The sequence below is a fragment of the Oceanihabitans sp. 2_MG-2023 genome, from assembly GCF_030547245.1.
Lineage (GTDB): Bacteria > Bacteroidota > Bacteroidia > Flavobacteriales > Flavobacteriaceae > Oceanihabitans.
The window spans coordinates 16,522-42,197 of record NZ_JAUOQT010000006.1 but is presented as its reverse complement, the minus strand read 5'-3'; the positions used below and the strand labels follow the sequence as shown (position 1 = coordinate 42,197).

The 25,676-nt window shown below is 31.5% G+C and carries 24 protein-coding genes; 19 read left to right on the top strand and 5 right to left on the bottom strand.

Going from position 1 to position 25,676, the window contains the following annotated elements:
• Positions 1-19: 19 nt before the first annotated feature.
• Together Q4512_RS12885 and Q4512_RS12880 are read right to left on the bottom strand one after the other, a co-directional pair.
• A complete protein-coding gene (locus Q4512_RS12885) occupies positions 20-823 on the bottom strand; it encodes a DNA/RNA non-specific endonuclease (RefSeq protein WP_303425392.1) in 804 nt (267 codons plus the stop codon).
• Between the two features lie 30 nt (positions 824-853).
• Positions 854-3,490 (bottom strand): valine--tRNA ligase, encoded by a 2,637-nt coding sequence (locus Q4512_RS12880; protein ID WP_303425389.1) that lies wholly within the window; start codon positions 3,488-3,490, stop codon positions 854-856.
• Between the two features lie 250 nt (positions 3,491-3,740).
• Between Q4512_RS12880 and Q4512_RS12875 the strand changes: the two genes are divergently transcribed.
• On the top strand, positions 3,741-4,166 hold the full coding sequence (locus tag Q4512_RS12875) for a DUF1573 domain-containing protein (RefSeq protein ID WP_303425386.1): 426 nt from the start codon (positions 3,741-3,743) through the stop codon (positions 4,164-4,166).
• 63 nt (positions 4,167-4,229) lie between these two features.
• Here Q4512_RS12875 and Q4512_RS12870 read toward each other — a convergent pair whose 3' ends face one another.
• On the bottom strand, positions 4,230-5,570 hold the full coding sequence (locus Q4512_RS12870; RefSeq protein WP_303425383.1) for a retropepsin-like aspartic protease: 1,341 nt from the start codon (positions 5,568-5,570) through the stop codon (positions 4,230-4,232).
• Positions 5,571-5,691: 121 nt separating this feature from the next.
• Here Q4512_RS12870 and Q4512_RS12865 point away from each other — a divergent pair, with 121 nt between their 5' ends.
• The 11 genes from Q4512_RS12865 to Q4512_RS12815 all read left to right on the top strand — a co-directional run bounded on the left by Q4512_RS12865 (position 5,692) and on the right by Q4512_RS12815 (position 16,705).
• Positions 5,692-6,882 carry a pyridoxal phosphate-dependent aminotransferase gene (locus Q4512_RS12865; protein ID WP_303425381.1) on the top strand — a complete coding sequence of 397 codons (1,191 nt, stop codon included), beginning with the start codon at positions 5,692-5,694 and terminating at the stop codon, positions 6,880-6,882.
• Positions 6,882-7,895 carry a UDP-N-acetylmuramate dehydrogenase gene (gene murB / locus Q4512_RS12860; protein ID WP_303425378.1) on the top strand — a complete coding sequence of 338 codons (1,014 nt, stop codon included), beginning with the start codon at positions 6,882-6,884 and terminating at the stop codon, positions 7,893-7,895. The genes Q4512_RS12865 and murB overlap by 1 nt, the downstream gene beginning before the upstream one ends.
• A gap of 63 nt (positions 7,896-7,958) precedes the next feature.
• On the top strand, positions 7,959-8,507 hold the full coding sequence (locus Q4512_RS12855) for an RNA polymerase sigma factor (RefSeq protein ID WP_303425376.1): 549 nt from the start codon (positions 7,959-7,961) through the stop codon (positions 8,505-8,507).
• Complete coding sequence (locus Q4512_RS12850) at positions 8,500-9,291, top strand: anti-sigma factor (protein WP_303425374.1); 792 nt, start codon at positions 8,500-8,502, stop codon at positions 9,289-9,291. Before Q4512_RS12855 ends, Q4512_RS12850 begins: the two co-directional genes overlap by 8 nt.
• A 113-nt stretch (positions 9,292-9,404) precedes the next feature.
• Positions 9,405-9,608, top strand: coding sequence for a membrane or secreted protein (locus Q4512_RS12845; protein WP_303425371.1), 204 nt, complete (start codon positions 9,405-9,407; stop codon positions 9,606-9,608).
• A gap of 6 nt (positions 9,609-9,614) precedes the next feature.
• Complete coding sequence (locus Q4512_RS12840) at positions 9,615-10,727, top strand: glycosyltransferase (protein WP_303425369.1); 1,113 nt, start codon at positions 9,615-9,617, stop codon at positions 10,725-10,727.
• A complete protein-coding gene (locus Q4512_RS12835; RefSeq protein ID WP_303425367.1) occupies positions 10,718-11,266 on the top strand; it encodes an RNA polymerase sigma factor in 549 nt (182 codons plus the stop codon). Before Q4512_RS12840 ends, Q4512_RS12835 begins: the two co-directional genes overlap by 10 nt.
• On the top strand, positions 11,266-12,480 hold the full coding sequence (locus Q4512_RS12830; RefSeq protein WP_303425364.1) for an Nramp family divalent metal transporter: 1,215 nt from the start codon (positions 11,266-11,268) through the stop codon (positions 12,478-12,480). The genes Q4512_RS12835 and Q4512_RS12830 overlap by 1 nt, the downstream gene beginning before the upstream one ends.
• A 66-nt stretch (positions 12,481-12,546) precedes the next feature.
• Entirely contained in the window at positions 12,547-13,425 is an 879-nt protein-coding gene (gene lipA / locus Q4512_RS12825) for a lipoyl synthase (RefSeq protein ID WP_303425361.1), read from the top strand.
• Positions 13,425-14,423 (top strand): type I glyceraldehyde-3-phosphate dehydrogenase, encoded by a 999-nt coding sequence (gene gap / locus Q4512_RS12820; RefSeq protein WP_303425359.1) that lies wholly within the window; start codon positions 13,425-13,427, stop codon positions 14,421-14,423. Before lipA ends, gap begins: the two co-directional genes overlap by 1 nt.
• A gap of 47 nt (positions 14,424-14,470) precedes the next feature.
• Entirely contained in the window at positions 14,471-16,705 is a 2,235-nt protein-coding gene (locus Q4512_RS12815; protein ID WP_303425357.1) for an ATP-binding protein, read from the top strand.
• Here Q4512_RS12815 and lpxK read toward each other — a convergent pair.
• Positions 16,698-17,702 (bottom strand): tetraacyldisaccharide 4'-kinase, encoded by a 1,005-nt coding sequence (lpxK, locus tag Q4512_RS12810; protein WP_303425355.1) that lies wholly within the window; start codon positions 17,700-17,702, stop codon positions 16,698-16,700. The two genes, Q4512_RS12815 and lpxK, sit on opposite strands and share 8 nt — an antisense overlap.
• 139 nt (positions 17,703-17,841) lie before the next feature.
• Here lpxK and Q4512_RS12805 point away from each other — a divergent pair, with 139 nt between their 5' ends.
• The 3 genes from Q4512_RS12805 (at position 17,842) to msrA (ending at position 20,493) form a co-directional block, all read left to right on the top strand.
• Entirely contained in the window at positions 17,842-18,936 is a 1,095-nt protein-coding gene (locus Q4512_RS12805) for a Nif3-like dinuclear metal center hexameric protein (RefSeq protein ID WP_303425352.1), read from the top strand.
• Positions 18,937-18,939: 3 nt separating this feature from the next.
• Entirely contained in the window at positions 18,940-19,719 is a 780-nt protein-coding gene (locus Q4512_RS12800; RefSeq protein ID WP_303425349.1) for a zinc ribbon domain-containing protein, read from the top strand.
• Positions 19,720-19,827: 108 nt separating this feature from the next.
• The gene (gene msrA, locus Q4512_RS12795) at positions 19,828-20,493 is read left to right on the top strand and encodes a peptide-methionine (S)-S-oxide reductase MsrA (RefSeq protein ID WP_303425347.1); all 666 of its coding nucleotides are present in this window, start codon (positions 19,828-19,830) and stop codon (positions 20,491-20,493) included.
• Positions 20,494-20,533: 40 nt separating this feature from the next.
• On the opposite strand, the gene Q4512_RS12790 is transcribed toward msrA, so the two are convergent.
• The gene (locus tag Q4512_RS12790) at positions 20,534-21,334 is read right to left on the bottom strand and encodes a bifunctional 2-polyprenyl-6-hydroxyphenol methylase/3-demethylubiquinol 3-O-methyltransferase UbiG (RefSeq protein WP_303425344.1); all 801 of its coding nucleotides are present in this window, start codon (positions 21,332-21,334) and stop codon (positions 20,534-20,536) included.
• Between the two features lie 74 nt (positions 21,335-21,408).
• On the opposite strand from Q4512_RS12790, the gene Q4512_RS12785 reads away from it, so the two are divergent.
• From Q4512_RS12785 to Q4512_RS12770, 4 genes are all read left to right on the top strand, one after another.
• Entirely contained in the window at positions 21,409-22,068 is a 660-nt protein-coding gene (locus Q4512_RS12785) for a hypothetical protein (RefSeq protein WP_303425342.1), read from the top strand.
• Between the two features lie 198 nt (positions 22,069-22,266).
• Positions 22,267-23,538, top strand: a complete 1,272-nt coding sequence (gene kynU / locus Q4512_RS12780; RefSeq protein WP_303425339.1) for a kynureninase — start codon at positions 22,267-22,269, stop codon at positions 23,536-23,538.
• Positions 23,531-24,928, top strand: coding sequence for an NAD(P)/FAD-dependent oxidoreductase (locus Q4512_RS12775; protein WP_303425336.1), 1,398 nt, complete (start codon positions 23,531-23,533; stop codon positions 24,926-24,928). The genes kynU and Q4512_RS12775 overlap by 8 nt, the downstream gene beginning before the upstream one ends.
• A 295-nt stretch (positions 24,929-25,223) precedes the next feature.
• Positions 25,224-25,658 carry a RidA family protein gene (locus Q4512_RS12770; RefSeq protein WP_303425333.1) on the top strand — a complete coding sequence of 145 codons (435 nt, stop codon included), beginning with the start codon at positions 25,224-25,226 and terminating at the stop codon, positions 25,656-25,658.
• The last annotated feature ends 18 nt before the right edge of the window (positions 25,659-25,676 follow it).

Here is a 25,676-nt window from a genome sequence, read left to right as displayed (position 1 = left end):
TTGGATAATGTTTGAAGCATCAAAAACTCCAACCTTTATAATCGCTAGACGCTTCTAATTTGTTTTCTTTAGCATCTTCCAATTCGCTAAAAAAATCGATACCTGTTAGACTTTCAATGGTATCTACCGAAGTTACAAACTTATATAACGGTTCGTTTGAATCTTTATGAGGCATTAAAAAAGCTATCACTTTTGTTTTACCAGAATTATTATCTATTAATACTTTATAAAACTGGTTTGGCACAGCAACTTTTTCTTCTCCTATAGTTTTCATGTTTCCTTTCAAAACCCCGCCAGACACCACAAAAACACCATCATATTTACTTGCCCAATAACGTGTTTTCTGTTCTAATCTATTCCAAATTCCTGCATTAAAAGCATGTTCTTGTGGAGAAATATTACTCGTTAAAAAGGTCTCGTCATGTGCAGATTTGCTATATTTCCTATCTCCTGCAGGACAAAGATGCCCGCGATCGTAACCAGATTTTTTATAATTACGCCAATGTGCTGCTTTGGTTTTCACGGCTTTGTCTATTTCAAAATAAGGACGTTTAAAATTAGCAGTACTTAAATGCGATTTCTTTAACTCGTAAGCAACCCATTCTGCTTGCTCATGCGTTTCGCTATAACTTAAACTATACCCTTCATGATGTACAATTTGCCCTGTAGTACTTGTTGGTAAAAAATATTCGTTGGTACTTGTTTTTACAGTTGCACCTTGGTCTATTATTCCTACTTCAACTTGTTTATCAAAATAGGCATCATAACCATAAATCGTCACAAGAATTGCAATAGCAAGGAAAGTGTATAGTTTTCTTTTCATTTAGTATATAAAAAACGTATCGATTATGTTTTACTGCAAACTAGCCAAACTCGCTTTTAAAGTTTCAATCTTTGCCAAAGCATCTGCCTCTTTCTTTTTCTCACTAGCCACAACCTGTTCTGGAGCTCCTGCAACAAAACGTTCGTTTGATAGTTTTTTCTGCACAGACTTAAGAAAACCTTCGGTGTAGTTTAATTCTTCGGTTAGCTTTTTAATTTCAGCTTCTACATCTATCGCGCCATCCATTGGAATAAAATACTCGTTAGATTTTACTCTAAAGGTTAAAGCGCCATCAACTGGCTCTAAAACATATTCTATAGCTTCCAGATTTCCTAATTTTGCAATAACTTCATCGAATGTAGTATTCGAATTTTCATTATTAATCACTGAAAAACCTATTGCGTCTTTAAATGCAATATTCTTTTCTTTTCTAATTGTTCGTATTCCCGAAATCACTTCTGATGCAAATTCAAACTGAGATATAAGCTCCTTATTAATTGGTTTTGCTTCTGGCCATTTTGCGATTATTAATGCTTGTTCTGGAGTACGTTCTGTAATATACTGCCAGATATCTTCGGTTAAAAACGGCATAAAAGGATGTAATATTTTTAAATTATCTTCAAAAATAGACATCACTTTGTTGTATGTTTTTGCATCAATTGGCTGTTGGTATGCTGGTTTTACTATTTCTAATAACCACCCACAAAAATCGTCATAAATCAACTTATAAATAGCCATTAAAGCATCACTTAATCTGTATTTACTAAAGTGATCTTCAATTTCAACTAAAGCCGTTTGAAACTTTGCTTCGTACCAATCTAATGCTATTTTACTAGAGTTTGGTTGCGCAATCGTATCGTTAACTTCCCAAATATTGGTAAGATTAAAGGCATTCCAAATTTTATTTCCAAAACCTTTTCCTTGTTGACAAAGTGCTTCATCAAACATTAAATCATTTCCTGCCGCACTACTTAAAAGCAAACCAACACGCACACCATCTGCACTATATTCCTCAATTAGTTTTAAAGCGTCTGGTGAATTCCCTAAAGATTTACTCATTTTACGACGTTGTTTATCGCGAACAAGACCGGTTAAGTATACATTTTGAAAAGGTTTTTCATCTTTATACTCATATCCAGCAATAATCATTCGTGCTACCCAAAAGAATAAGATATCTGGTCCAGTAACTAAATCGTTTGTTGGATAGTAGTATTTTATCTCTTCGTTTTCTGGATTACGAATACCGTCAAAAACACTCATTGGCCATAACCAAGAACTAAACCAAGTATCTAAAGCGTCTGTATCTTGTTTTAAATCTTCTGCTTTTAAATCTGGTTTACCTGTTACTTTTTGTGCTTTTTCTACTGCCAATTCAATAGTTTCGGCAACTACAAAATCTTCTTTTCCTTCTCCATAGAAATAAGCAGGAATTTGTTGCCCCCAAAGTAACTGGCGAGAAATATTCCAATCGCGAATATTCTCCATCCAATGACGATATGTATTTTCGAATTTCTTTGGAAATAGTTTAATTTCTGCATCTTCACCTAAAACAGCTTCAATAGCTGGTTTAACCAACTCTTCCATTTTCAAGAACCATTGGTCACTTAATCTTGGTTCGATAACAGCTTTAGTACGTTCTGACGTTCCAACTTTATTTAAATGTGTTTCGGTTTTTATTAAAACACCTATTGTTTCTAATTCTTTTGCTACATTCTTTCTTGCTACAAAACGATCTTGCCCTTCAAACTGCAATCCAAAGCTATTTAAAGTCGCATCTTCATGAAAGATATCTATAACTTCTAATTTATGTTTATCGCCAAGGTTCTTATCATTTTCATCATGTGCTGGAGTTACTTTTAAACAACCAGTACCAAATTCCACATCTACATAGTCGTCTTCAATAATAGGTATTACGCGATTACAAATTGGCACAATGGCTTTTTTTCCACGTAAGTGTGCAAAACGTTCATCTTCTGGATTGATACAAATTGCGGTATCTCCAAAAATAGTTTCGGGACGTGTCGTAGCAATTGTTAAAGTATCGTCGCTTCCTTCTATTTTATAATTGATATAGTATAAGCTTCCTTGGCGTTCTTCGTGTATTACTTCTTCATCAGACAACGTCGTTTTCGCTTCCGGATCCCAGTTTACCATTCGATAACCTCTATATATCAGTCCTTTTTCATGCAAATCAACAAATACTTTAATTACAGCTTCAGACATATCGTCATCCATTGTAAATTTCGTTCTATCCCAATCACAAGAACATCCTAATTTTTTAAGTTGCTCTAAAATAACTCCTCCATATTCTTCTGTCCACTCCCAAGCGTGTGCCAAAAACTCATCACGTGTCAGGTCGTTTTTGTCAATTCCTTGTTCTTTTAATTTTGCAACAACTTTAGCTTCTGTAGCAATAGATGCGTGATCTGTTCCAGGAACCCAGCAAGCATTTTTACCTAATAAACGTGCTCTACGTATTAAAACATCTTGTATCGTGTTATTAAGCATGTGCCCCATATGTAAGACTCCTGTTACATTTGGCGGAGGGATTACAATGGTATAAGCTTCTCTTTCGTCTGGTTTAGAATGAAAATAATTATGTTCTGTCCAGTAGCTGTACCACTTACTTTCTACACTATTTGCATCATATTTTGATGGAATGTTCATACTTTGGAATAGTTTTTGAATAATATCATGCAAAAGTACTTATAATTTACATTTTGAAAAATATTAATGCTGTTTAATGTACCTTTAAGCATAAAGTTTATGTTAAGATTTATGTTATACATCCATTATTTTTGTAGAATGAATGAAAAGTAAGTAAATTTACAATAGAATTAAAAACACAAATAACACAAACGACTGAAATACAACACAATGTGTTTTAAGAATAAAAAATAATTTAAATTAAAAAATGATGAAACAATTACTAACAATTTTATTTATCGGAATATTTAGTTTTTCAATGACTGCTCAAGAAAAAATGGCAAAAATTGATTTTAAAGAAACTACAGTAGATTATGGTACTATAGAAAAAGGTGCAGATGGTGTTAGAACTTTCGAGTTTACTAATACTGGAGATGCTCCGCTTATAATATCGAAAGTATCTTCTAGTTGTGGTTGTACTGTACCAAAAAAACCGGATGGACCAATTATGCCTGGAGCAACTGGAGAAATACAAGTAAAGTATGATACAAAACGTGTGATGCCTATTAGAAAAACAATAACTGTTCTTTCTAATGCTGAAACACCAACGGTAGCACTAAAAATTAAAGGAGAAGTTATTGATCCTAGTAAAACAAGTGTTCTTGAAAAAAGAGAAAAAAGTGTAATGGAAAACTAATTTCCATTTTATAAATATAAATTGAAAGGATTGTGTACAAATAAGTAAACAATCCTTTTTTTGTTAGAATAAACTTTCTAACACGAACTGAAAATCCAAAACTTGTCCTGATCGATCAATTTTTAACCTAATATTTTTACCGTTTTTTTCATAAAAAAATTGAGTTATTTGCTGTAAAGAGAGATCGTAAGTTTCTTTTCCATTTATTTTTAATATTATATCTCCAAATTGCAACCCTGCTTTTTCAGCAGGAGAATCTTTCCGTAATTCAATTATAGTAAAAGCAGGTTTTACAGAAAGCTTGTAATTGGCATCAAAAACAATTCTTTTTACACCGCCATTATCTTTATTACTAGCTTCTGCTATGCCAGAACTTCTAATCTTATTTTCTTTCTCTCTCACTAACCTAATTCCGTTTTGTTCCAGTTCAATTCCACTTTTATTATAACTAAAAGGATCCTTAAAATATTTACTTTTTTTAAGTTGTATCAAAGATTTTTTATAATTAAAAACAACCCGAAATCTTTTTAAAATATTACCAGCTAGACTTCCATTTCTATCTTTATGATTTTTAGCAAACGATATGGAAGTAGCATCTGGAAAAGCAACATTTGGATTTTTTAAGGTAAAATCATTAATACTAAACGCATCTACTTTAGAACGCTTTCCATAAACACTTCCACTTAAACCATGCCCTAAAAAATCTTCAAAATATTTATCATTTGTATGTATACCTAAAGAGATATCTTCAAATAACCAAATAGAATCACTTCCACCAGAATCTATTAATAATTTAACTGGAATTTCTTCTTTATCTATTGTAACATGGGCATTTATATAGGGCTTTTTATTATAAAAATACAAAGGTAAAGCCTCACAATTTTTACATTTTTTATAAGTATAAGTTTCATTTTCATGAATTTTAATAATTTTTGAAGAATAATTTATTTCTACAACTAAATCTTTAAAAAAATCATAACCTATAATACCATGAATAGGAACCCCTAATCTTGGAGCAAAATTTAGTTTCGAATTATAAACCACAAACAAATCTTGGTTAATGTTTAAAGCTTCGCCAATTTCTATCGCATTATTTCTAGATCGTAATGCTTCTACTGCCTCCCCTTCTCCTAATCCTCTTATTACAATTTTTTCGGCGTTATTAATTTTTAAAGTTTCATTGATATTAAAAATATTAAACAAAATTGGCTTACTTACTCCTGTATCTAAAATGAAAGAAAGTTCAACACCGTTAATTTTTACTGGAATTATAATTAGATTATTAATTAATTTAAACTGTATTTTATCACTTTTTCTTTTATTTTGAATTACGAAAGTGCCTTGAGAGAATCCAAAAAAGGAAAAACTGAATAGTAATAAAAAAGAAAAAACTATATTTTTCATAAGCCCAAAAAACACTTCTCTATCAATTTACAAATCTTTCTTCTTAAATCTTTATTTAGTGTTACTTTTTAAAAAAACTTTAATATAATTTTCGCAACTTTGTATCTCAAACACATATAAAATGCCAGTAATTTCAAAAAAAGGGCAATTAATGCCACAATCGCCTATTAGAAAATTGGTTCCATTTGCTGAAAAAGCAGCAAAAAATGGAAAATCCATATATTATTTAAACATTGGACAGCCAGATATAAAGACTCCTAAAATAGCTTTAGACGCTGTAAAAAATAACGCCCTAGAAGTTTTAGCATATTCTAGATCAGAAGGTTCTGAAACTTACAGAACAAAAATAGCCAGCTACTATTTTAAACAAGACATACATGTAAACCATGATGATATAATTGTTACCACTGGAGGAAGCGAAGCTTTACTCTTTGCTTTTGGTAGTATTATGGATACAGATGACGAAATTATTATTCCAGAACCGTTTTATGCAAACTACAATGGATTTTCTACTGCTTCAGGAGTAAAAGTAGTTCCAGTTATTTCTAAAATTGAAAATAATTTTGCCTTACCTCCTATAGAAGAGTTTGAAAAACTTATTACTCCAAAAACCAAAGCAATTCTTATTTGTAACCCAGGAAATCCTACAGGTTACTTATACTCTAAAGAAGAAATAAAAAAACTTGCAGCAATAGTAAAAAAACATGATTTGTTTTTAATTGCTGACGAAGTATATAGAGAGTTTGCATATGATGGAAACACACATTACTCCATCATGCAAGAAGAAGGTTTAGAGCAAAATGCGATAATGATTGATTCTGTATCTAAAAGATACAGCATGTGTGGTGCCAGAATTGGCTGTTTAGTTTCAAAAAACAAAGAAGTAGTACAAACAGTTTTAAAATTTGCTCAAGCAAGACTAAGTCCACCTACATTCGCACAGATTGCTAGCGAAGCAGCTTTAGAAACTCCACAAAGTTATTTTGATGATGTTATTGAAGAATATGTGGAAAGACGAAACATCTTAATAACCGAACTACAAAAAATAGAAGGTGTACAAGTAGCAAATCCAAAAGGTGCATTTTACTGTATTGCACAATTGCCAGTAAAAAACAGCGACGCTTTTGCACAATGGCTTTTAGAAGATTTTGATGTAGATGGCGAAACAGTTATGGTAGCTCCAGCTGGAGGTTTTTACTCTACTCCTGGAGTTGGTTTGAATCAAATACGTATTGCATATGTATTAAAAAAGGAGAGCCTTATTAAAGCAGTAAACATTCTTAAAGAAGCTCTTAAAGTATATAAAGACTAGTGCAAATACAACACAACATATCTTTAAAAAAGCACAATACTTTTGGTATTGATGCAAAAGCTAAACATTTTGTATCCATAAATTCGAAACAAAAATTATTAGATGTGCTTCGACTACCAGAATATCCTGAAAGATTAATTCTTGGCGGAGGAAGCAACATGCTACTTACTAAAGATGTGGAAGCATTAGTAGTGCATATAAACTTAAAAGGAATTACAATTGTTTCGCAAGACGACTCTTTTGTTTTTGTAAAAGCTGAAGCAGGAGAGAATTGGCATGATTTTGTACTTTGGTGTTTACAAAATGATTTTGGTGGATTAGAAAACTTATCCTTAATCCCAGGTAATGTTGGTACTGCTCCTATTCAAAATATTGGTGCTTATGGCATAGAATTAAAAGACACATTTGTTTCTTGTGATGCTATTGAGATAGCAAATCAAAAAACAAAGACTTTCACTAATTCAGATTGCAATTTCGACTATAGAAACTCTGTTTTTAAACAACATTTAAAAGGCAAGTATATTATTACTAGTGTTATTTTTAAACTCACAAAAAAAAACCATATCCTTCACAAAAACTATGGAGCAATTACTTCGCAACTAGAGATAATGCATATAGAAAAACCTACCATTCAAGATATTTCCAAAGCAGTTATAGCAATTCGTGAAAGCAAACTTCCAAACCCTAAAGAAATTGGAAATAGCGGAAGTTTTTTTAAAAATCCAATTATTTCTATAACAGATTTCGAAAACTTAAAACAAAATTTCCCTGAAATCCCAAGCTATCCAATTTCGAATACATCTGTAAAAATACCAGCAGGTTGGCTTATAGAAAAAGCAGGTTTTAAAGGAAAACGATTTGGGGATTATGGTGTGCATAAAAAACAAGCTTTAGTACTTGTAAATTATAATAATGCAAATGGGTCAGAAATTTTAAATTTATCTCAAGTAATTCAAGAAACTATAATGCGTATATTTAATATATCTATAGAAGCTGAAGTAAATATTATTTAAATTTAAAATAAATCTATAACTTTGATATTCTATAACTTAGCAAAACACTAAACAAAATATCTTTTGAGCACACCAATTGAACAACAAATAGTTAGTTTACTAAAACAAGGCGACAAAAAAGCTATTACATTGTTGTATCAAAACTATTCCGACACACTACTTGGTGTAATATCAAAAGTTATTACAGATTCCGACCTAGCACAGGACGCATTGCAAGAAACATTTATTAAAGTCTGGAAAAAAGCACAAACTTACGATGCTAAGAAGGCTAAACTTTTTACTTGGCTTTACAGAATTGCCTATAATACAGCGATAGACAAAATACGATCTGTATCAAATAAACAGAGTAAAGAAGTCCAAATGGAAAGTTCTAACGTATATAAACTAACAAGTAATAGTTTGAATCAAGATGTGATTGATATTAAAACCCATCTAAAAACCATAGATGTAAAATATCAAACAGTAATAAATGCGCTCTTTTTTGAAGGTATGACACAACAAGAAGCGAGTGACGAATTGAACATACCACTTGGCACCATTAAATCGAGATTAAAAATAGGATTGCGTGAATTAAAAAAGATTTACGATCCAGAATTAAAAAGTCATGAATGATAAAATAAATACATTTTTAAATTCAGATCTAGTAGATAAATATCTAGTAGGCATAACCAATGCAGAAGAAACTGTATTGGTAGAAACCTACATATCTAAATATCCTGAAGTTAAGAATGCGTATAATACTTTACAGCAAAATCTTGAGATTGTAGCTAAAAGTAACGCCATTGAAGCACCAGAACATATTTTAAACGATATACTTTCTGCAATTGACGAAAAACCAGTTATTGCACTACAAACTGCTCCGAAACAAAAAACTTGGTACATGTTTGGAATAGCTGCTAGTATTACTGCTTTAATTTTTGCAGGTTCTACCTTTATGTTTTACTTAAACAATCAAGATCTTTTACGCGAAAATGAAATTATTGCAGAAGAAATTTTTGATCTACGTAGCGATATAGACCAAAATAATAAAATGTTAAGCGACATTATGCAGCAATTTAAACAGCTTAACAATCCCGAAACACAAAAATATATTATTAAGGGAAACGAAAGAGCAAAAAACTTAAAAACGGTTGCATACATAAATCCTGTTGAAAAAACATCGATGATCGATGTAGTTTCTTTACCCCAATTACCAGAAGAACAATGCTATCAAATTTGGGCAGAAGTACAAGATAAAATGGTTAGTCTTGGCATTTTAAACGAATCTGAAAGTCAACTCATACCGTTGCCATATACAGAAAACGCCTTAGGATTAAGTATTACAATAGAACCCAAAGGAGGTAATGAAAATGCTTCTGTTGAAAAATCTGTTGCAGAAATCAGCTTGAAAAAGTAAATCAACTTTCAATATAAAAACCAAAAGCCTCGTTTTAAAAAGCGAGGCTTTTTTAGTATACCAATTTCCTAAAAAATAGTATCTTTGTAAAATAATTTAAGACGAATACACACATGAAACTACTAGCAATAACATTAGTACTTTTAGGTTTAGCAATAGCTGGAATAGCAATAAAAATTTGGGCAAAAAAAGACGGTAAATTTGCAGGCACTTGTGCCAGCCAAAACCCTATGTTAAACCAAGAAGGAGAATCTTGCGGCTTTTGCGGAAAAACACCAGAACAATACAAAGATTGTAGCGAACCTCAACACTCTTAATAGTTCATGGTATTACTGAATATTGCCTACTACACATTTATAATTGTAGTAAGTATTCAACTTATATATTATCTTTTCTTATTTTCAAAATTTGCTTTTTTAAATCCGAAACATAAAACACAAAAAAACATAGCGCTTTCTATTCTTATTTGTGCTAAAAATGAAGCCAAAAATTTAAAAAATTATCTTCCACACATATTAAATCAGGAATATCCAGATTTTGAAATTATTTTAATTAACGACAATTCCCATGATAAAACATTAGATATCATGGAAGACTTCGCTGCAAAGCATCGTAATATTAAAATTGTTAATGTAATACCTACCGAAACTTTTTACGGAAACAAAAAATACGCACTAACACTTGGTATTAAAGCTGCAAAAAATGAATATCTAGTATTTACAGATGCAGATTGCAAACCTAATTCTAATCATTGGCTAAAAGAAATAAGCACAAATTTTAGCAATACAAAAAGTATTGTTTTAGGTTATGGCGCCTATGCAAAAATTAAAAATTCTTTTTTAAATAAATTAATTCGGTTTGAAACACTTTTAACTGCTTTACAATATTTTTCTTATGCTAAATCTGGAATACCGTTTATGGGAGTTGGTAGAAATTTAGCCTACAAAAAAGAAGTTTTTTTTAATGCAAATGGTTTTATAAACCACATGCAAATTCGATCTGGAGACGATGATTTATTTATAAACCAAGTTGCCAACACTAAAAATACTAGTATTTGTTTTACAAAAGAGAGTTTTACTATCTCTAACCCTAAAACAACTTTTAAAGATTGGATTTTACAAAAAAGAAGGCACGTTTCTACAGCAAATTATTACAAGGCTGGACACAAAATACTACTTGCCCTTTTTTACATCTCTCAATTTCTATTTTATACTTTAGCAATTACGCTTTTTATTACAACCTACGCATGGCAAATTGTTTTACCTATATTTATATTAAGATTAATTGTTTTTTATATCGTATTTGGTAAAACTTCGAAAAAATTAGAAGAAAAAGACCTTATTATTTTTCTTCCTTTTCTAGAGATTTTTTTAATTGGCATGCAATTAGTTATATTTATAATCAACTTTATAGCAAAACCTAAATATTGGAAATAGAAGAAGCAATCCAACAAGCAAAAAAAAACGAGCAAAAAGCATTTAATTTTTTACTAAATACCTTTTGGGATGATGTATATGGATTTCAATTAAAACGAATTCAAAATGAAAACGATGCCGAGGATGTTACCATTCAAACCTTTTCTAGAGCTTTTGACAAAATAGAAACATACAATACTGACTATAAATTTAAAACGTGGCTAATTACCATTTCTAAAAACATTCATATAGATCTTTTAAGAAAAGAAAAACGCTCCATTTCAACACAAATATCTACAGATGATGAAAATTCTCTACTTCAAATTTTAGACGAAACTCCTTCTATAGAAGACAAACTTATTACAGAACAAAATTTAGCAAAACTGCTTCGGGATATAAAAAAACTCAAACCACATTATCAAGAGGTTATTAATTTTCGCTACTTTCAAGAATTAAGCTACAAAGAAATATCTACCCAATTAGACGAACCTATAAATAATGTTAAGGTGAAACTATTAAGAGCTAAAAAGTTATTAGCAGAGATTATTCAAAAAAAGTAATGATACAAATATTAAAAAAATTTGGTCCTGGATTATTATTTGCTGGAGCTGCAATTGGTGTTTCACATTTAGTACAATCTACAAGAGCAGGAGCAAATTTTGGATTGGGTTTACTTTGGGCTTTATTGGTAGTTAATCTATTTAAATATCCATTTTTTCAATTTGGACCTCGATACGCTGCAGCAACAGGAGAAAGCCTTTTAGAAGGTTACAAAAAACTTGGCAAAGGTGTATTAATAACATATTTCGTCCTTACGTTTACAACAATGTTTACTATTCAAACTGCAGTAACTATTGTTACTGCTGGTTTGGCATCTACACTTTTTGGCGACTTTATAAACATAAAAACGTGGACTGTTATCATTTTATGCTTTTGTTTAATCATTTTATTTCTTGGCAGATATAAGCTTCTAGATAGATTAATGAAAATCATTATTATTACACTTACTATTAGTACACTTATTGCTGTTGTTTTTGCTTTTTCGAAACAAGAAAGCAGCTTATCCTTTACACAAATACTTCCAAAAAACAGTATAGAAATAGCTTTTCTTATTGCTTTTATGGGTTGGATGCCTGCTCCTTTAGATATTTCTGTTTGGCAATCTTTATGGACTATTGAAAAAAGAAAAGACGAAAAAGGTTATGTACCAAAATCTGCTTTGTTAGATTTCAATATTGGCTATATTGTCACTATATTTTTAGGCATCAGCTTTCTATTACTAGGTTATTTAGTAATGCACAATAGTGGCGAAACATTTAGTGTTTCTGCTGCAGTTTTCTCTAACCAACTAATTAAAATGTACACACAAAACCTGGGTAGTTGGTCTTATGTTTTAATTAGCATTGCAGCTTTCACCACAATGTTTAGCACTTCTTTAACCACTTTAGATGCATCACCAAGAGCAATGCATAAAACAACAGAGCTTCTCACAAATAGAAGCTTCAAAAAAGGCTATTTATTTTGGATTATTTTATTAGTAAGCGGGAGTATTTTAATCTTTTTTTATTTTGCTTCAGAAATGGCTTTACTCATAAAAATAGCTACCATATTATCTTTTCTAACAGCTCCTTTTTACGCTATAATAAATTACATGCTTATTAGCGGGAAGCACACCCCTAAAGAATGGCACCCTTCAAAAGCTCTACACGTATTAAGCGTATTTGGAATTTTGTTTTTAGTGAGCTTTAGTATTTGGTATCTCACCATTCTATAAAAGTATTTTTAAGCCAGATAGTTTAATAGAATACTTTGTATCTTTGTACTAGAAATTGTAAACTAAATGAATACAGATACCGCTTCAAATATAATACCAGAAAGAGTAGCAAAACCTAAATGGCTTCGTGTTAAATTACCTACAGGTAAAAAATACACAGAACTTCGTGGTTTAGTAGATAAATACAAACTAAATACCATTTGTGCTTCGGGTAGTTGTCCAAATATGGGAGAATGTTGGGGAGAAGGTACTGCTACCTTCATGATTCTAGGTAATGTTTGCACACGTTCTTGTGGATTTTGTGGTGTAAAAACAGGAAGACCAGAAACCGTAGATTGGGATGAACCTGAAAAAGTAGCACGTTCTATTAAAATAATGAACATTAAACACGCCGTTTTAACTAGTGTAGATCGTGACGATTTAAAAGATATGGGAAGTATCATGTGGAGCGAAACCGTAAAAGCTGTTCGTAGAATGAACCCAGAAACGACTCTAGAAACACTTATTCCAGACTTTCAAGGCTTAGAACAACACATAGACAGAATTATTGATGTAGCTCCAGAAGTAGTTTCGCACAATATAGAAACAGTTAGACGTTTAACACGAGAAGTACGTATTCAAGCAAAGTACGACAGAAGTTTAGGAGTTTTAAAATACCTAAAACAACAAGGACAAAGACGTACAAAATCGGGTATCATGCTTGGTCTAGGGGAAACTAGAGAGGAAGTAATAGAAACTTTACACGACTTAAGAGCTAACGACGTAGATGTAGTTACCATTGGCCAATATTTACAACCAAGCAAAAAACACTTACCAGTTAAAATGTTTATCACGCCAGATCAATTTGCAGAATATAAAGAAATTGGCTTAAGTCTAGGTTTTCGACATGTAGAAAGTAGCGCCTTAGTGCGATCTTCTTACAAAGCTCAAAAACACATTAACTAATGGTTCTAGTTGCAATAAATGGATTTGGAAGAATTGGAAGACGTGTTTTTAGATTACTTCAAAACAATCCTAACATTCAAGTGGTTGCCATAAATGATTTAGCAAATGCAAAAACACTTAGCCACTTACTAAAGTATGATAGTATCCATGGTATTTTTCCAGAAACAATTTCTTATAATGATGAACACATTATAGTTAACAACAAAAACATCCCTTTACTAAACAAACAAAAACTGGAAGATATTAATTGGCACCCTTTTAATATAGATTTTGTTATTGAAGCTACTGGAAAATATAAAACTAAAGAATCGCTTAACATTCATATTAAAAATGGAGCAAAACGTGTAATTTTAAGTGTTCCACCTTTAGAAGACAATATTAAAACAGTCGTTTTAGGTGTTAATGATAATGCACTGGATGGAAGTGAAAAAATAATTTCAAATGCATCTTGCACCACAAACAATGCTGCTCCAATGATTGCTGTTATGCAAGACCTTTGCGGCATTAAACAGGCATATATTACCACTGTTCATTCGTATACTACAGATCAAAGTTTACACGACCAACCACATCGAGATTTACGTCGAGCAAGAGCTGCTGGTCAATCTATTGTACCAACAACTACAGGAGCCGCAAAAGCGCTTACAAAGATTTTCCCTAATTTAGCGAATGTAATTGGTGGATGTGGCATAAGAGTTCCTGTAGCTAATGGCTCATTAACTGATATTACTTTTAATGTGGAAAAAAATGTAACTATCGAACAAATTAATGCTGCATTTAAAAAAGCCTCTCTAGAAGCATACAAAGGCATTTTAGAATACACAGAAGACCCAATTGTATCCATAGATATAGTAGGCAACACTCATTCTTGTATTTTTGATGCACAAATGACATCAACCATTGGAAACATGGTAAAAATCATTGGTTGGTATGATAATGAAACCGGTTATTCTAGTAGATTAATTGACTTAATTAGCAATTTATCGATAAAAAGATGACTTTTATCGAATAAATATTTATATTTGCTATTATCATATTTATAAAAATGTTCCGAATCAACTACTATATATGTGCTATTATCATGGTGTTGAGTTGCAGTGTATTTTCACAAGAAATCACTACTCAAGAGAGAGATACTATACAACAAAATGTAAACAATCTAATAAGGTTAGCGCAAAGAAACCTGGAAAACTCTAATTATTTTGAAGCGCAAAAAACGCTTGAAAACGCTCTTCTTTCTGCCAAAACTATTAAAGACCAAAAAAGCATTGGGTTAATACACTCTAAACTAGGAAAAATTGAATATATTTTTGAAGAACCAGATGAAGCAATTAAGCATTTAACAAAAGCTGTTGCTACACAACGCATCTCGAATGACAAAATTAATCAAGCAGAATCTTATAAAATATTCGGTAATGTATACTATGCAAAAAAGGAGTTTAACACAGCTTTAGACTATTACAAATCTTCTAAAAACCTTTTTGAACAAGAAGGCTTAAATGATTTTGTTGCCGAAGTAGACCTCAATAAAGGACAAACTTACTTAGCCTTAAAAGATTACCAAAAAGCTAAATTACTATTTGAAAATGCGATTGCATTAGCCAATAGATATGATTTAAAAAAAATACATAGTAGCGCCCAAATAAACCTAGGCATTGTATATGCAAATCTGAATAAGATTAATGAAGCTATAGAAATCACCAATACTGGTGTAACCGAGGCAATCAACAATAATTTTGATACTGTTTTAAGCGAAGGCTATTTAGTTTTAAGTGACTTGAATCAAGAAAATAAAAACTTCAAACTTGCTAATGCGTACTTAAAAAAGCATATTAAATTATCCGATTCGCTTTTAAATATTAAAAGACAAAACTTATCTCCAGAAAAACGATTCGAACTTTTATTAAAAAACCAGACCGAATATCAAAAAAAACAAGCTGCAGATCTTGAAGAACTACAAGACTCTAAAAACCTCAGTAAATTAACAGCAATCTTAAGTGTAGCATTAATTACTATTTTATCCTTATTAACTTTATCCTTATACAAAAACAATAGAATAAGGTTAAAAACAAACAACATGTTGCATAAAAAGAATGGCGAACTTATTCTAGCTAAAGAAAAAGCAGAATTAGCATCTAAAACAAAAGCCAACTTTTTATCTACTGTAACACATGAATTAAGAACACCTTTATATGCCGTTACAGGTTTAAGCAATATGCTTTTAGACGAAAACCCAAAACCAGAACAAGTACAGCATTTAAAATCTTTAAAATTTTCTGGAGATTACCTTCTTACTTTTATTAACGATATTCTTCAAATAAATAAAATAGAAGCAAATAAAGTAGAAGTAGAACCTGAAATCTTTAATCTAAAAAAGAAAGTAGCAAATGTTATTGCTGCACTAAACAATTCGGCCGTAGACAATAATATTAAAATACATTTTGAATACGACAAAGACTTACCAGAAAATTATAATGCAGATCAACTTAAAATATCTCAAATATTAATTAACCTTATTGGTAATTCTATTAAATTTACAAAAGATGGAGATATTTGGGTTAGAGTATACAAATTGAATAAAACAGGTGAAATTTATTCTTTAAGATTTGAAATAGAAGATAACGGAATAGGTATTAGTAAAGAAAAGCAAGAACATATGTTTGAAAGCTTTTCACAAGGATCCATACAAATCAATAGAAAATATGGAGGTACCGGTTTAGGACTATCTATTGTAAAAGGGCTAATAGATATTTTAAAAGGAAAAATTTACCTAAAAAGTGAATTAGGAAAAGGGTCTAACTTTATTTTTGAAATTCCATTAAAACACACTGACCAAGTGATAGAAGAAGAAGAATCTCAAAAGAATTATTTTAAAAACATAAGCGAAATAGAATTGAGTACAATAAAAATATTAGTAGTAGAAGACAATAAAATCAACCAAATGATTACCAAAAAGATTCTTAATAAAATGAATCTTAATTGTGATATTGTTGATAATGGTGAAGACGCTGTAGAGCAAGTTAGAAAAACAAAGTATGATGTGGTTCTAATGGATATACATATGCCAGGAATTAGCGGACTAGAAGCAACTAAAATAATTAGAGGGTTTAAAAAAGACCTTACTATTTTCGCTCTAACCGCAGTAACTCTAGAAGATAAAATGCATGAGTTTGAAGAAGCTGGTTTTGATGATATTATTTCTAAACCTTTTAAACAAGAAGACTTCGAAAAGAAACTATACCAAGCTTTAATTCAAGACGATATTGCAATACTTAAATAGTAATAAAATCTAAAACTCTAGCATCAAATTCCTCATGCTTATCTATTTGTACTTCAATAGGCAAATAAAACACATTCTCTTTTAACGCATCAAATTGTAATAATCGCATATAATCTTTTTCCGTAGTAACAATAAGAGACTTACTTTTAAACAATTCCATATCCTGCTTCGTAAAATCATGATGATCTTTATAATCTAAATGCTCAAAATGTAGACCTTCCGTTTTCAAATAATGTACTAAAGGCGCTGCATTTGCTATTCCTGTTACCAGAGTGAAATCTTTTAACTCATTCAAAGGTATTTTCTTTTCTTCAGATAAAACTTCGTCTGCATAGTTAATAGTACTAAAAAAAACACTTTGATTTACTTGTGGTTGTATCTGGCTTATTATTTTTTCTTTCTCAATTGCACTTAAATTATCAGGACATTTAGTAACTACAATACAGTTTGCTCGCTTAGCTCCTGCTCTAGGCTCTCGCAAATCTCCTGTAGGTAAAACCCAATCATTAGTATATAAATTATAATACGTAGTTAATAAAATATAAAATCCAGCTTTTACTTTTCTATGCTGAAATGCATCATCTAATAAAATAACCTCTGGAGCAATTTGCTGTTGTATTAAATTTGCAATTCCATTTTGCCTATCTGCATCTACTGCTACTTGAATAGCATTATTAAATTTTCGGTAAAACTGAAATGGCTCATCACCTAGATTTTTTGCATTTGCTTTTTCATCAGCCAAATAAAAACCTTCACTACTACGTTTATAACCTCTACTCAATGTAGCAACCCGTTTCTCATCTTTAAGTAAAGCTATTAAATACTCTATCATTGGCGTTTTTCCTGTACCACCAACAGTTAAATTCCCAACAGCTAATACAGGAAAATTATACGATTTCGATTTAAAAACACCAATATCATAAAACGCGTTACGCAACCAAGTTACTAGATAGTAGATTGGCATAATAGGAAATAAAATGTATCGTAAAAACTTCATTATAGCAAAACCGCAATATATTTAGTATTAAAATACAAAGTAAGGTTTTTTTTTATTGTGGTTACTTGTTACAATTAACAAAAAATATAATCTATCACATGAAAGTAATTATTTATATTTGAACTTAAAGATTATTTTTATGACTATACAGGATGTTATACATCATTTAGAAGAGTTTTCTCCTTTAGCTTACGCTGAAGATTTTGATAATGTAGGTCTACTCGTTGGCAACAAAAACGAAAAACTAACCGGAATTTTAGTAACACTAGATACTTTAGAGGAAGTTGTAGACGAGGCAATACAAAACAACTGTAATTTAATAGTAAGCTTTCATCCAATAATTTTTAAAGGTCTAAAAAAAATTACAGGCAAATCCTATGTAGAACGTGTAGTTATTAAAGCAATAAAAAATGACATCGCTATTTTCTCTATGCATACAGCCTTAGACAATGCCCAGAAAGGCGTTAATGACATGATTTGCAATCAATTGCAACTAAACAACAGAAGTGTTTTAATCCCGCAAAAAAAAACCATAAACAAACTAACCACCTTTGTGCCTAAAGAACAAGCCGAAAATGTGCGTCAAGCTTTATTTAAAGCTGGTGCAGGAAATATTGGCAACTACAGTAATTGCAGCTTTAACACAGAAGGTATTGGCACTTACAAAGGGAATGAAGATGCAAACCCTACAATTGGCAAAAAAGGAGAAATACATCAAGAAGCAGAAATTCAAATTTCTGTAACTTTTGCAAAACACATACAAGCACAAGTTTTAAATGCTCTTTTTAAAACACATCCATATGAAGAAGTAGCTTATGAAATTGTAATACTTGAAAATAATAACCAACATATTGGAATGGGAATGCTTGGCGAACTAGAAAATGCGATGTCTGAAGCCGATTTTTTAAAGTATTTAAAAACAAAAATGCAAGCTTCCTGTATTAGACATTCTAATTTAATTGATAAACCCATAAAAAAAGTAGCTGTTTTAGGTGGCTCTGGAAGTTTCGCCATTTCAGCCGCAAAAGACTCAGGTGCAGATGTTTTAGTGACTTCCGATTTAAAATATCATGACTTTTTTGCTGCCGAAAACCGTATTGTTTTAGCCGATATTGGACATTATGAAAGCGAACAGTACACAAAAAACGGTTTAGTAGCACATCTTACAAAAAAAATTACTAATTTTGCAGTCGTTTTATCAAAGACAAACACCAATCCTGTTCAATATTTTTAAAGTATGGCAAAAAAGAAAGAAGTAACTGTAGAAGATCGTTTAAGAGCGTTGTATGATTTACAACTTATAGATTCTCGTATTGACGAAATTAGAAATGTACGTGGAGAACTTCCGTTAGAAGTTCGCGATTTAGAAGATGAGGTTACTGGTTTAAAGACAAGGTTAGAAAAGCTTGAATTAAGCTTAGAATCTATCAATAATGACATTGGCTCTAAAAAGAATTTAATTGAAGAAGCAAAATCTTTAATTAAAAAATATGCTGAGCAACAAAAAAATGTTAGAAATAACAGAGAATTTAACTCCTTAACAAAAGAAGTTGAATTTCAAGAATTAGAGATACAATTAGCTGATAAACACATTAAAGAGTTTAAAGCACAAATTGATCAAAAGAAAGTTGTTATTTCTGAAACGAAAGACCGTTTAAAAGCTCGTCAAACACATTTAAAACACAAACAAGGTGAATTAAATGCCATTTTAGCGGAAACAGAAAAAGAAGAAAAAGCACTTATTAAAAAATCGGATGACTATAAAGAATCTATTGAAGATCGTTTAGTTGCTGCGTACTCTAGAATTAGAGTAAATGTTAAAAACGGTTTGGCTGTTGTACCAATTGAAAGAGGTGCTGCTGGAGGTTCTTACTTTACCATTCCACCTCAAGTACAAGTAGAAATTGCTAGTCGCAAAAAAATTATTACCGATGAACACTCTGGTCGTATCTTAGTCGATGCTGCTTTAGCAGAAGAACAAAAAGAAAAAATGGAAAAAATGTTTGCAAAACTATAATCCATTTTCAAATTATATTTTAAAGCCTTTACTTTTGTAAAGGCTTTTTTTATTCTTTTTTTTAAGGAATAGAACTTGCTTACGACTTAATACTAAAATTTACGCTTTATGAAATTATACAAACATTTTTTATTATCCTTCATACTAATTACTTTATTTAGTTGCAAAAACATAGCGCAAGTTAAAGAACAACAGCAAGCCATAATAAACGCAGAACCGATTGAAGTTGCTTTGCAAAACGGAAACGCAAAAGCATACTTTGCAAGTGGTTGCTTTTGGTGTGTTGAAGCAGTTTATGAAAGCGTGAAGGGTGTTAAAGAATCCATATCAGGTTATGCTGGCGGACATACTAAAAACCCAACCTACGAAGCGAGTAACACTGGCAGAACAGGACATGCCGAAGCAGTAGAAATTATTTACAATCCAGAAACTGTTAGTTTTGACACGCTAGTAGATGTATATTTTGCTTCACAAAATCCTACACAAATAAATGGTCAAGGACCAGATAAAGGCTCACAATATCGCTCTATTATTTTTTATCAAAACGAAGCTCAAAAACAAGTTATATTAAATAAAAAAGAAGCTCTAGCAAAAAAATTAGGAAAGCCTATTGCTGCAGAAGTTTATCCCTTTCAAAAATTTTGGATTGCTGAAGATTATCATCAAAATTTTGAGAGATTACACCCAGATCATGGTTATATACAAAATGTTTCTATACCAAGATTGAGAAAGTTTCAAGCAAAAATGCCAGAAGTATTAAAAGAAAAACATTAATTATAGGAGACCTGTTAAAATTAAAAAGAAGACAGGTCTTCTATTTTTTTGTCGCTTTTAAGGTAAATATCAATGGGTATAATTTATCTTTTGTAACAAACATGCCAGATTTTGTTACTTCTAAATTTGGCAACACATTATAAGGCGCTTCATCGTATTCTTTTAAGTATTCAATATGCAATCCAGCTTCGGTTAAAGCATTTATTACTTCACTTAAACCGTGATTCCAACCATACTCTTTAGTAATCATTTTAGAATCTTGATCAGCATAAGTACCTTCATATTCTTCATAAATTACTTCGTCTTGCATATACCCATACTTCATAATAGGTTGCTCTTCTAAGTAATCAAACATCCAAACAATTGGATGAAATTCTGCCATAAAAAAAGTTCCTCCTGGTTTTAATTTTTCGGCAATCATTTTCCCCCAAGGCTTTAAATCTGGTAACCAACCAATCACGCCATAACTTGTAAAAACAATATCAAAAGTTTCTTTTACGTGTACTGAAGTCTCTAAAACATTACAACAAACAAATGCAGCATCTAACTTTAACTCCGCATTTAAACTTTGTGCCAAAGCAATTCCTGCATCACTTAAATCTACACCAACACATTTTGCTCCTAACCTACTCCAACTTAAAGTATCTTGCCCAAAATGACATTGTAAATGTAAAAGTGACTTACCAGAAACATCACCAAGCGCTTCTAACTCATAAGGCATTAATGAGTTTTTTCCATTTTTAAAAGCTTCTAAAGCATACATATCACTTTTCGCATGTACTTGCACCTTATCATTCCATGTCGCCTTATTTGCTGTAAAATAATCCTGATTCGTATCCATAATTCTATTTTTTGAATAGTCTAATATATAACTTCTATATAAATCTTATATATCTTTGATCAAAATTAGAAAATATGAAAAACACAATTCTATGGTTATTAACACTAACCATCTTCACTTCATGTAACAAGGAAGAAAAAAAAACTATAGAAAAAGAATTCTCTATAGCTGAAAAAATTGCTAATGCACACGGATTTGAAAATTGGAATAAAGTTTCAAAAATAGCTTTCACTTTTAATGTAGATAAAGACAGTTCCCACTTTGAAAGATCTTGGACTTGGAAACCTAAAACCAATGCTATTACTTTAATTAGTAATCAAGATACAATTAATTACAACAGAAAAACGCTAGATAGCATATCACTTAAAGCAGACCAAAGTTTTATTAATGATAAATTTTGGCTACTTATTCCTTTTCAATTAGTTTGGGATAGCGGTACAACTTTTTCAGAAGCTACAAAAGAAAAAGCACCAATTAGCGAAACACTTTTAAATAAAATTACACTTACATATTCTAACGAAGGTGGCTATACACCTGGAGATGCTTACGATATATTTTATGATGATGCTTTTATTATTCAAGAATGGATTTTCAGAAAAGGAAACAGTAAAGCTCCTTCTCTAATTACTTCTTTTCAAAATACTAAAGATTTTAACGGCTTAAAAATAGCTACAGAGCATTTAAAAAAAGAAGGCAAATGGAATCTTAATTTCACTAATATTGAAATAGAATGAAATTAATTTTACCCTAAAACATCTAAAACAAACTTTTCGCACGTATATAATATACCCTCCGCAATATTTATTGCGTCTATATAAATTGAAAAACGCCTTGTAACAAATTGTGCAAGGCGTTTTTTTTGTTCTTTATTTCTAACTTCTTTTCTAAATTAATAATTCTTATTTTTGTTGGAAACCGAAAAACTACTCACATTGTCCAACTACAAACAAGGTCTAGATTACGCAAGACAACAAGACCAAAACGATACAATTTCGAAATACAGAGAGCAATTTCATATTCCAAAAGACAAAGATGGAAACGATTGGTTATACTTTACAGGAAACTCTCTAGGATTGCAACCAAAAGCTACAAAAGACTATATTAATCAAGAGTTAAAAGATTGGGCGAATTTTGGAGTAGAAGGACATTTTGAAGCCAAAAATCCCTGGATGCCATATCATGAGTTTTTAACCGAATCTATGGCAAAAATTGTTGGTGCAAAACCAATTGAAGTTGTTATAATGAACACCTTAACAACCAACTTACACTTGTTAATGGTGAGCTTTTATCAACCAACAAAAACCAAGTACAAGATTGTAATCGAAAGTGATGCCTTTCCTAGTGACAGGTATGCCGTGCAAACACAATTAGAGTTTCATGGTTTTGATGCGAAAGAAGGTGTAATAGAATGGAAACCAAGAGATGGTGAAGAGCTTCTAAACATTGAAGATCTTGAAACCATTCTTGAAGAACATGGAGACGAAATTGCATTATTACTCATTGGAGGTGTAAATTATTACACAGGGCAATATTTAGATTTAAAAAAAATAGCCGATTTAGGCCATGCGAAAAACTGCATGGTTGGTATCGATTTAGCGCATGGTGTAGGAAACATTAAACCAGATTTGCATAATTCTGGAGTAGACTTTGCTGCTTGGTGTACTTACAAATATTTAAATGCTGGACCAGGAAGTTTAGGCGGCCTTTTTGTACACGAAAAGCATGCACACAATAAAGATTTAAAACGCTTTGCAGGTTGGTGGAGCCACAATAAATCCACTCGATTTAATATGCGTCAACCACTAGATGTAATTCCAGGAGCAGAAGGTTGGCAACTTAGTAACCCACCGATATTATCTATGGCTGCCATTAAAGCTTCTTTAGATATGTTTAATGAAGTTGGTATGGATGCGCTTCGAGAAAAATCGGAAAAACTAACAGGGTATTTCGAGTTTTTAATTAACGAATTAAAAAACGACAAAATAAAAATAATCACACCATCGAACCCTAAAGAACGTGGTTGTCAATTATCTATTCAAGTAAAAAAAGCAGATAAAAGCTTACATAAAAAATTAACCGAAGCACACATTATTACAGATTGGAGAGAACCAGATGTTATACGTTGTGCTCCAGTACCATTATATAATACCTTTAAAGATGTATATAGAATGGTGGAAAAGTTAAAAGATATTTTAAATGAGTAAAAAAGACAACATACTAATCATAGGAGCAGGACTTTGTGGCTCACTTCTAGCCTTACGTTTGGCACAACGCGGTTACACTGTAAACGTTTACGAAAGCAGACCAGATTTACGCACCACAGATATTTCTGCTGGTCGTTCTATAAATTTAGCATTATCCGATAGAGGTATAAAAGCCATGCGTCTTGCTGGAGTGGAAGACAAAGTAAAACCGCTTTGCATTCCAATGTATGGAAGATTGGTTCATGATACTGAAGAAAACACCTTTCCGTCTAATTATTCTGGAAGAGATAACGAATATATCAACTCTATTTCTAGAGGAGATTTAAACGGTTTGCTTTTAACCGAAGCCGATTTATACGATAACCTAACCATACATTTCAACAAAAAATGTACTGGAGTAGACATTGAAAATAATACTGCTACTTTTTACGATTACCAAACTAAAGAAGAATTCACCGCTAAAGGAGATGTCGTTTTTGGCACAGATGGAGCCGGTTCCTCACTTAGAAAAAGTTATTATTTAGAGCGTAAATTTCTTTTCAGCTATTCACAAAACTATTTAACACATGGTTATAAAGAATTAGAAATTCCCGCTTCCGCGGATGGAAAGCATCTTATTAGTAAAGATTATTTACACATTTGGCCAAGAGGAGACTACATGCTAATTGCGCTTCCAAATTTAGACGGTAGCTTTACAGTAACCCTCTTTTTAAGTTATGAAGAAGGTAAATTCAACTTCAACAATCTAACTACTGAAAAAGCAATAAAAGAATTCTTTGCAACACAATTTCCTGATGCTTTAGCATTAATACCAAATATTGCAGATGAGTTTTTTAACAATCCAACAGGAGCCTTAGGAACCGTAAAATGTTCCCCTTGGCATTACAAAAACAAGAATATAATTCTTGGAGATGCCGCACATGCTATTGTACCTTTTTACGGACAAGGAATGAATGCATCTTTTGAAGATATAACCGTATTTGATGCTATTATAGACAAACATGAAGGAGATTGGGAAACCATTTTTAAAGTCTACGAAAAAACTAGAAAAGCAGATACGGATGCCATTGCAGATTTAGCTATCGATAATTATTACGAAATGCGAGATCACGTTGCAAATCCAATATTCAAAGAAAAACGCGCTATTGAAATGGCTTTAGAAAAGGAGTTTCCTAACAATTATTTTTCAAAATATTCTATGGTGACTTTTAACGAAGACATTCCATATCATGAAGCAATGACCAAAGGAAGAGCACAAGACAAAGCAATATTAAATCTAATAGCAGATAAAAAAATCAAAACAAACGAAGATTTAAATAGTATCTTTAAAAAAGTACAAGAAGAAACAGAAGCTATTTTGGAAGACGATAAAATTGCTGGATTAAAATAGTGAGCAGTGAGCAGTGAGCAGTGAGCAGTGAGCAGTGAGCAAAAATGAAAACAACTTGGAACAAACAAGATTATATTAAAAGTGAAAGCCCCAAATCAATTCGTAAGAATTGAAACATCAAGACTAAGAATAGATGAAGAAAAGCTCCGAAACAGGAGTGCAGACTTTTTAGGCTGTACGACGCGGAGTTTTCAAATCGGTTTCTGTTTGCAAAACTGAAAATCCCTTGGCTTGATCGTGATTTTTTGGTTCGTTTTGCATCAAGGCAAAATGAACATAAGTAAAAAAAGAAAAAATGAGTAATAAAAAAAATGAGATTCCTGCTTCCGTAGGAACAAAAGTAACACCAAGAGGAGCGTATCCTCATGTAAAACAAGTAGGCGATTTCATTTTCGTTTCCGGAACCAGTTCTCGTAGAGCAGACAATAGTATTGCTGGAGTTGACATTATAGACGAGATGGGAACAAAAAAATTAAATGCCTATTCACAAACACAAGAAGTTTTAAAAAACATAGATACTAACTTAAAAAAAGTTGGAGCAAGTTTAAAAGACGTAGTAGATGTCACTTCGTTTTTAGTAAACATGAATGACTTTGCAGATTACAACAAAGCCTACGCAGAGTTTTTTAACAAAGAAACAGGACCAACAAGAACTACAGTTGCTGTACACCAATTACCCCATCCAGATTTGGTAGTAGAAATTAAAGTTATGGCTTATAAAACGAAATAGATTTTAAAATAATTACAC

Bases quoted from the DNA above. Each gene is read 5' to 3' on its own strand.
- Q4512_RS12800 (WP_303425349.1), top strand. From the start codon at position 18,940: ATGGCAAAAAAGAAAGAAGTAACTGTAGAAGATCGTTTAAGAGCGTTG.
- Q4512_RS12880 (WP_303425389.1), bottom strand. From the start codon at position 3,490: ATGAACATTCCATCAAAATATGATGCAAATAGTGTAGAAAGTAAGTGG.
- Q4512_RS12815 (WP_303425357.1), top strand. From the start codon at position 14,471: ATGTTCCGAATCAACTACTATATATGTGCTATTATCATGGTGTTGAGT.
- lipA (WP_303425361.1), top strand. From the start codon at position 12,547: ATGAATACAGATACCGCTTCAAATATAATACCAGAAAGAGTAGCAAAA.
- Q4512_RS12770 (WP_303425333.1), top strand. From the start codon at position 25,224: ATGAGTAATAAAAAAAATGAGATTCCTGCTTCCGTAGGAACAAAAGTA.
- gap (WP_303425359.1), top strand. From the start codon at position 13,425: ATGGTTCTAGTTGCAATAAATGGATTTGGAAGAATTGGAAGACGTGTT.
- Q4512_RS12850 (WP_303425374.1), top strand. From the start codon at position 8,500: ATGAATGATAAAATAAATACATTTTTAAATTCAGATCTAGTAGATAAA.
- Q4512_RS12885 (WP_303425392.1), bottom strand. From the start codon at position 823: ATGAAAAGAAAACTATACACTTTCCTTGCTATTGCAATTCTTGTGACG.
- Q4512_RS12840 (WP_303425369.1), top strand. From the start codon at position 9,615: ATGGTATTACTGAATATTGCCTACTACACATTTATAATTGTAGTAAGT.
- Q4512_RS12845 (WP_303425371.1), top strand. From the start codon at position 9,405: ATGAAACTACTAGCAATAACATTAGTACTTTTAGGTTTAGCAATAGCT.
- Q4512_RS12805 (WP_303425352.1), top strand. From the start codon at position 17,842: ATGACTATACAGGATGTTATACATCATTTAGAAGAGTTTTCTCCTTTA.
- Q4512_RS12790 (WP_303425344.1), bottom strand. From the start codon at position 21,334: ATGGATACGAATCAGGATTATTTTACAGCAAATAAGGCGACATGGAAT.
- msrA (WP_303425347.1), top strand. From the start codon at position 19,828: ATGAAATTATACAAACATTTTTTATTATCCTTCATACTAATTACTTTA.
- Q4512_RS12865 (WP_303425381.1), top strand. From the start codon at position 5,692: ATGCCAGTAATTTCAAAAAAAGGGCAATTAATGCCACAATCGCCTATT.
- Q4512_RS12785 (WP_303425342.1), top strand. From the start codon at position 21,409: ATGAAAAACACAATTCTATGGTTATTAACACTAACCATCTTCACTTCA.
- lpxK (WP_303425355.1), bottom strand. From the start codon at position 17,702: ATGAAGTTTTTACGATACATTTTATTTCCTATTATGCCAATCTACTAT.
- Q4512_RS12870 (WP_303425383.1), bottom strand. From the start codon at position 5,570: ATGAAAAATATAGTTTTTTCTTTTTTATTACTATTCAGTTTTTCCTTT.
- Q4512_RS12875 (WP_303425386.1), top strand. From the start codon at position 3,741: ATGAAACAATTACTAACAATTTTATTTATCGGAATATTTAGTTTTTCA.
- Q4512_RS12830 (WP_303425364.1), top strand. From the start codon at position 11,266: ATGATACAAATATTAAAAAAATTTGGTCCTGGATTATTATTTGCTGGA.
- Q4512_RS12775 (WP_303425336.1), top strand. From the start codon at position 23,531: ATGAGTAAAAAAGACAACATACTAATCATAGGAGCAGGACTTTGTGGC.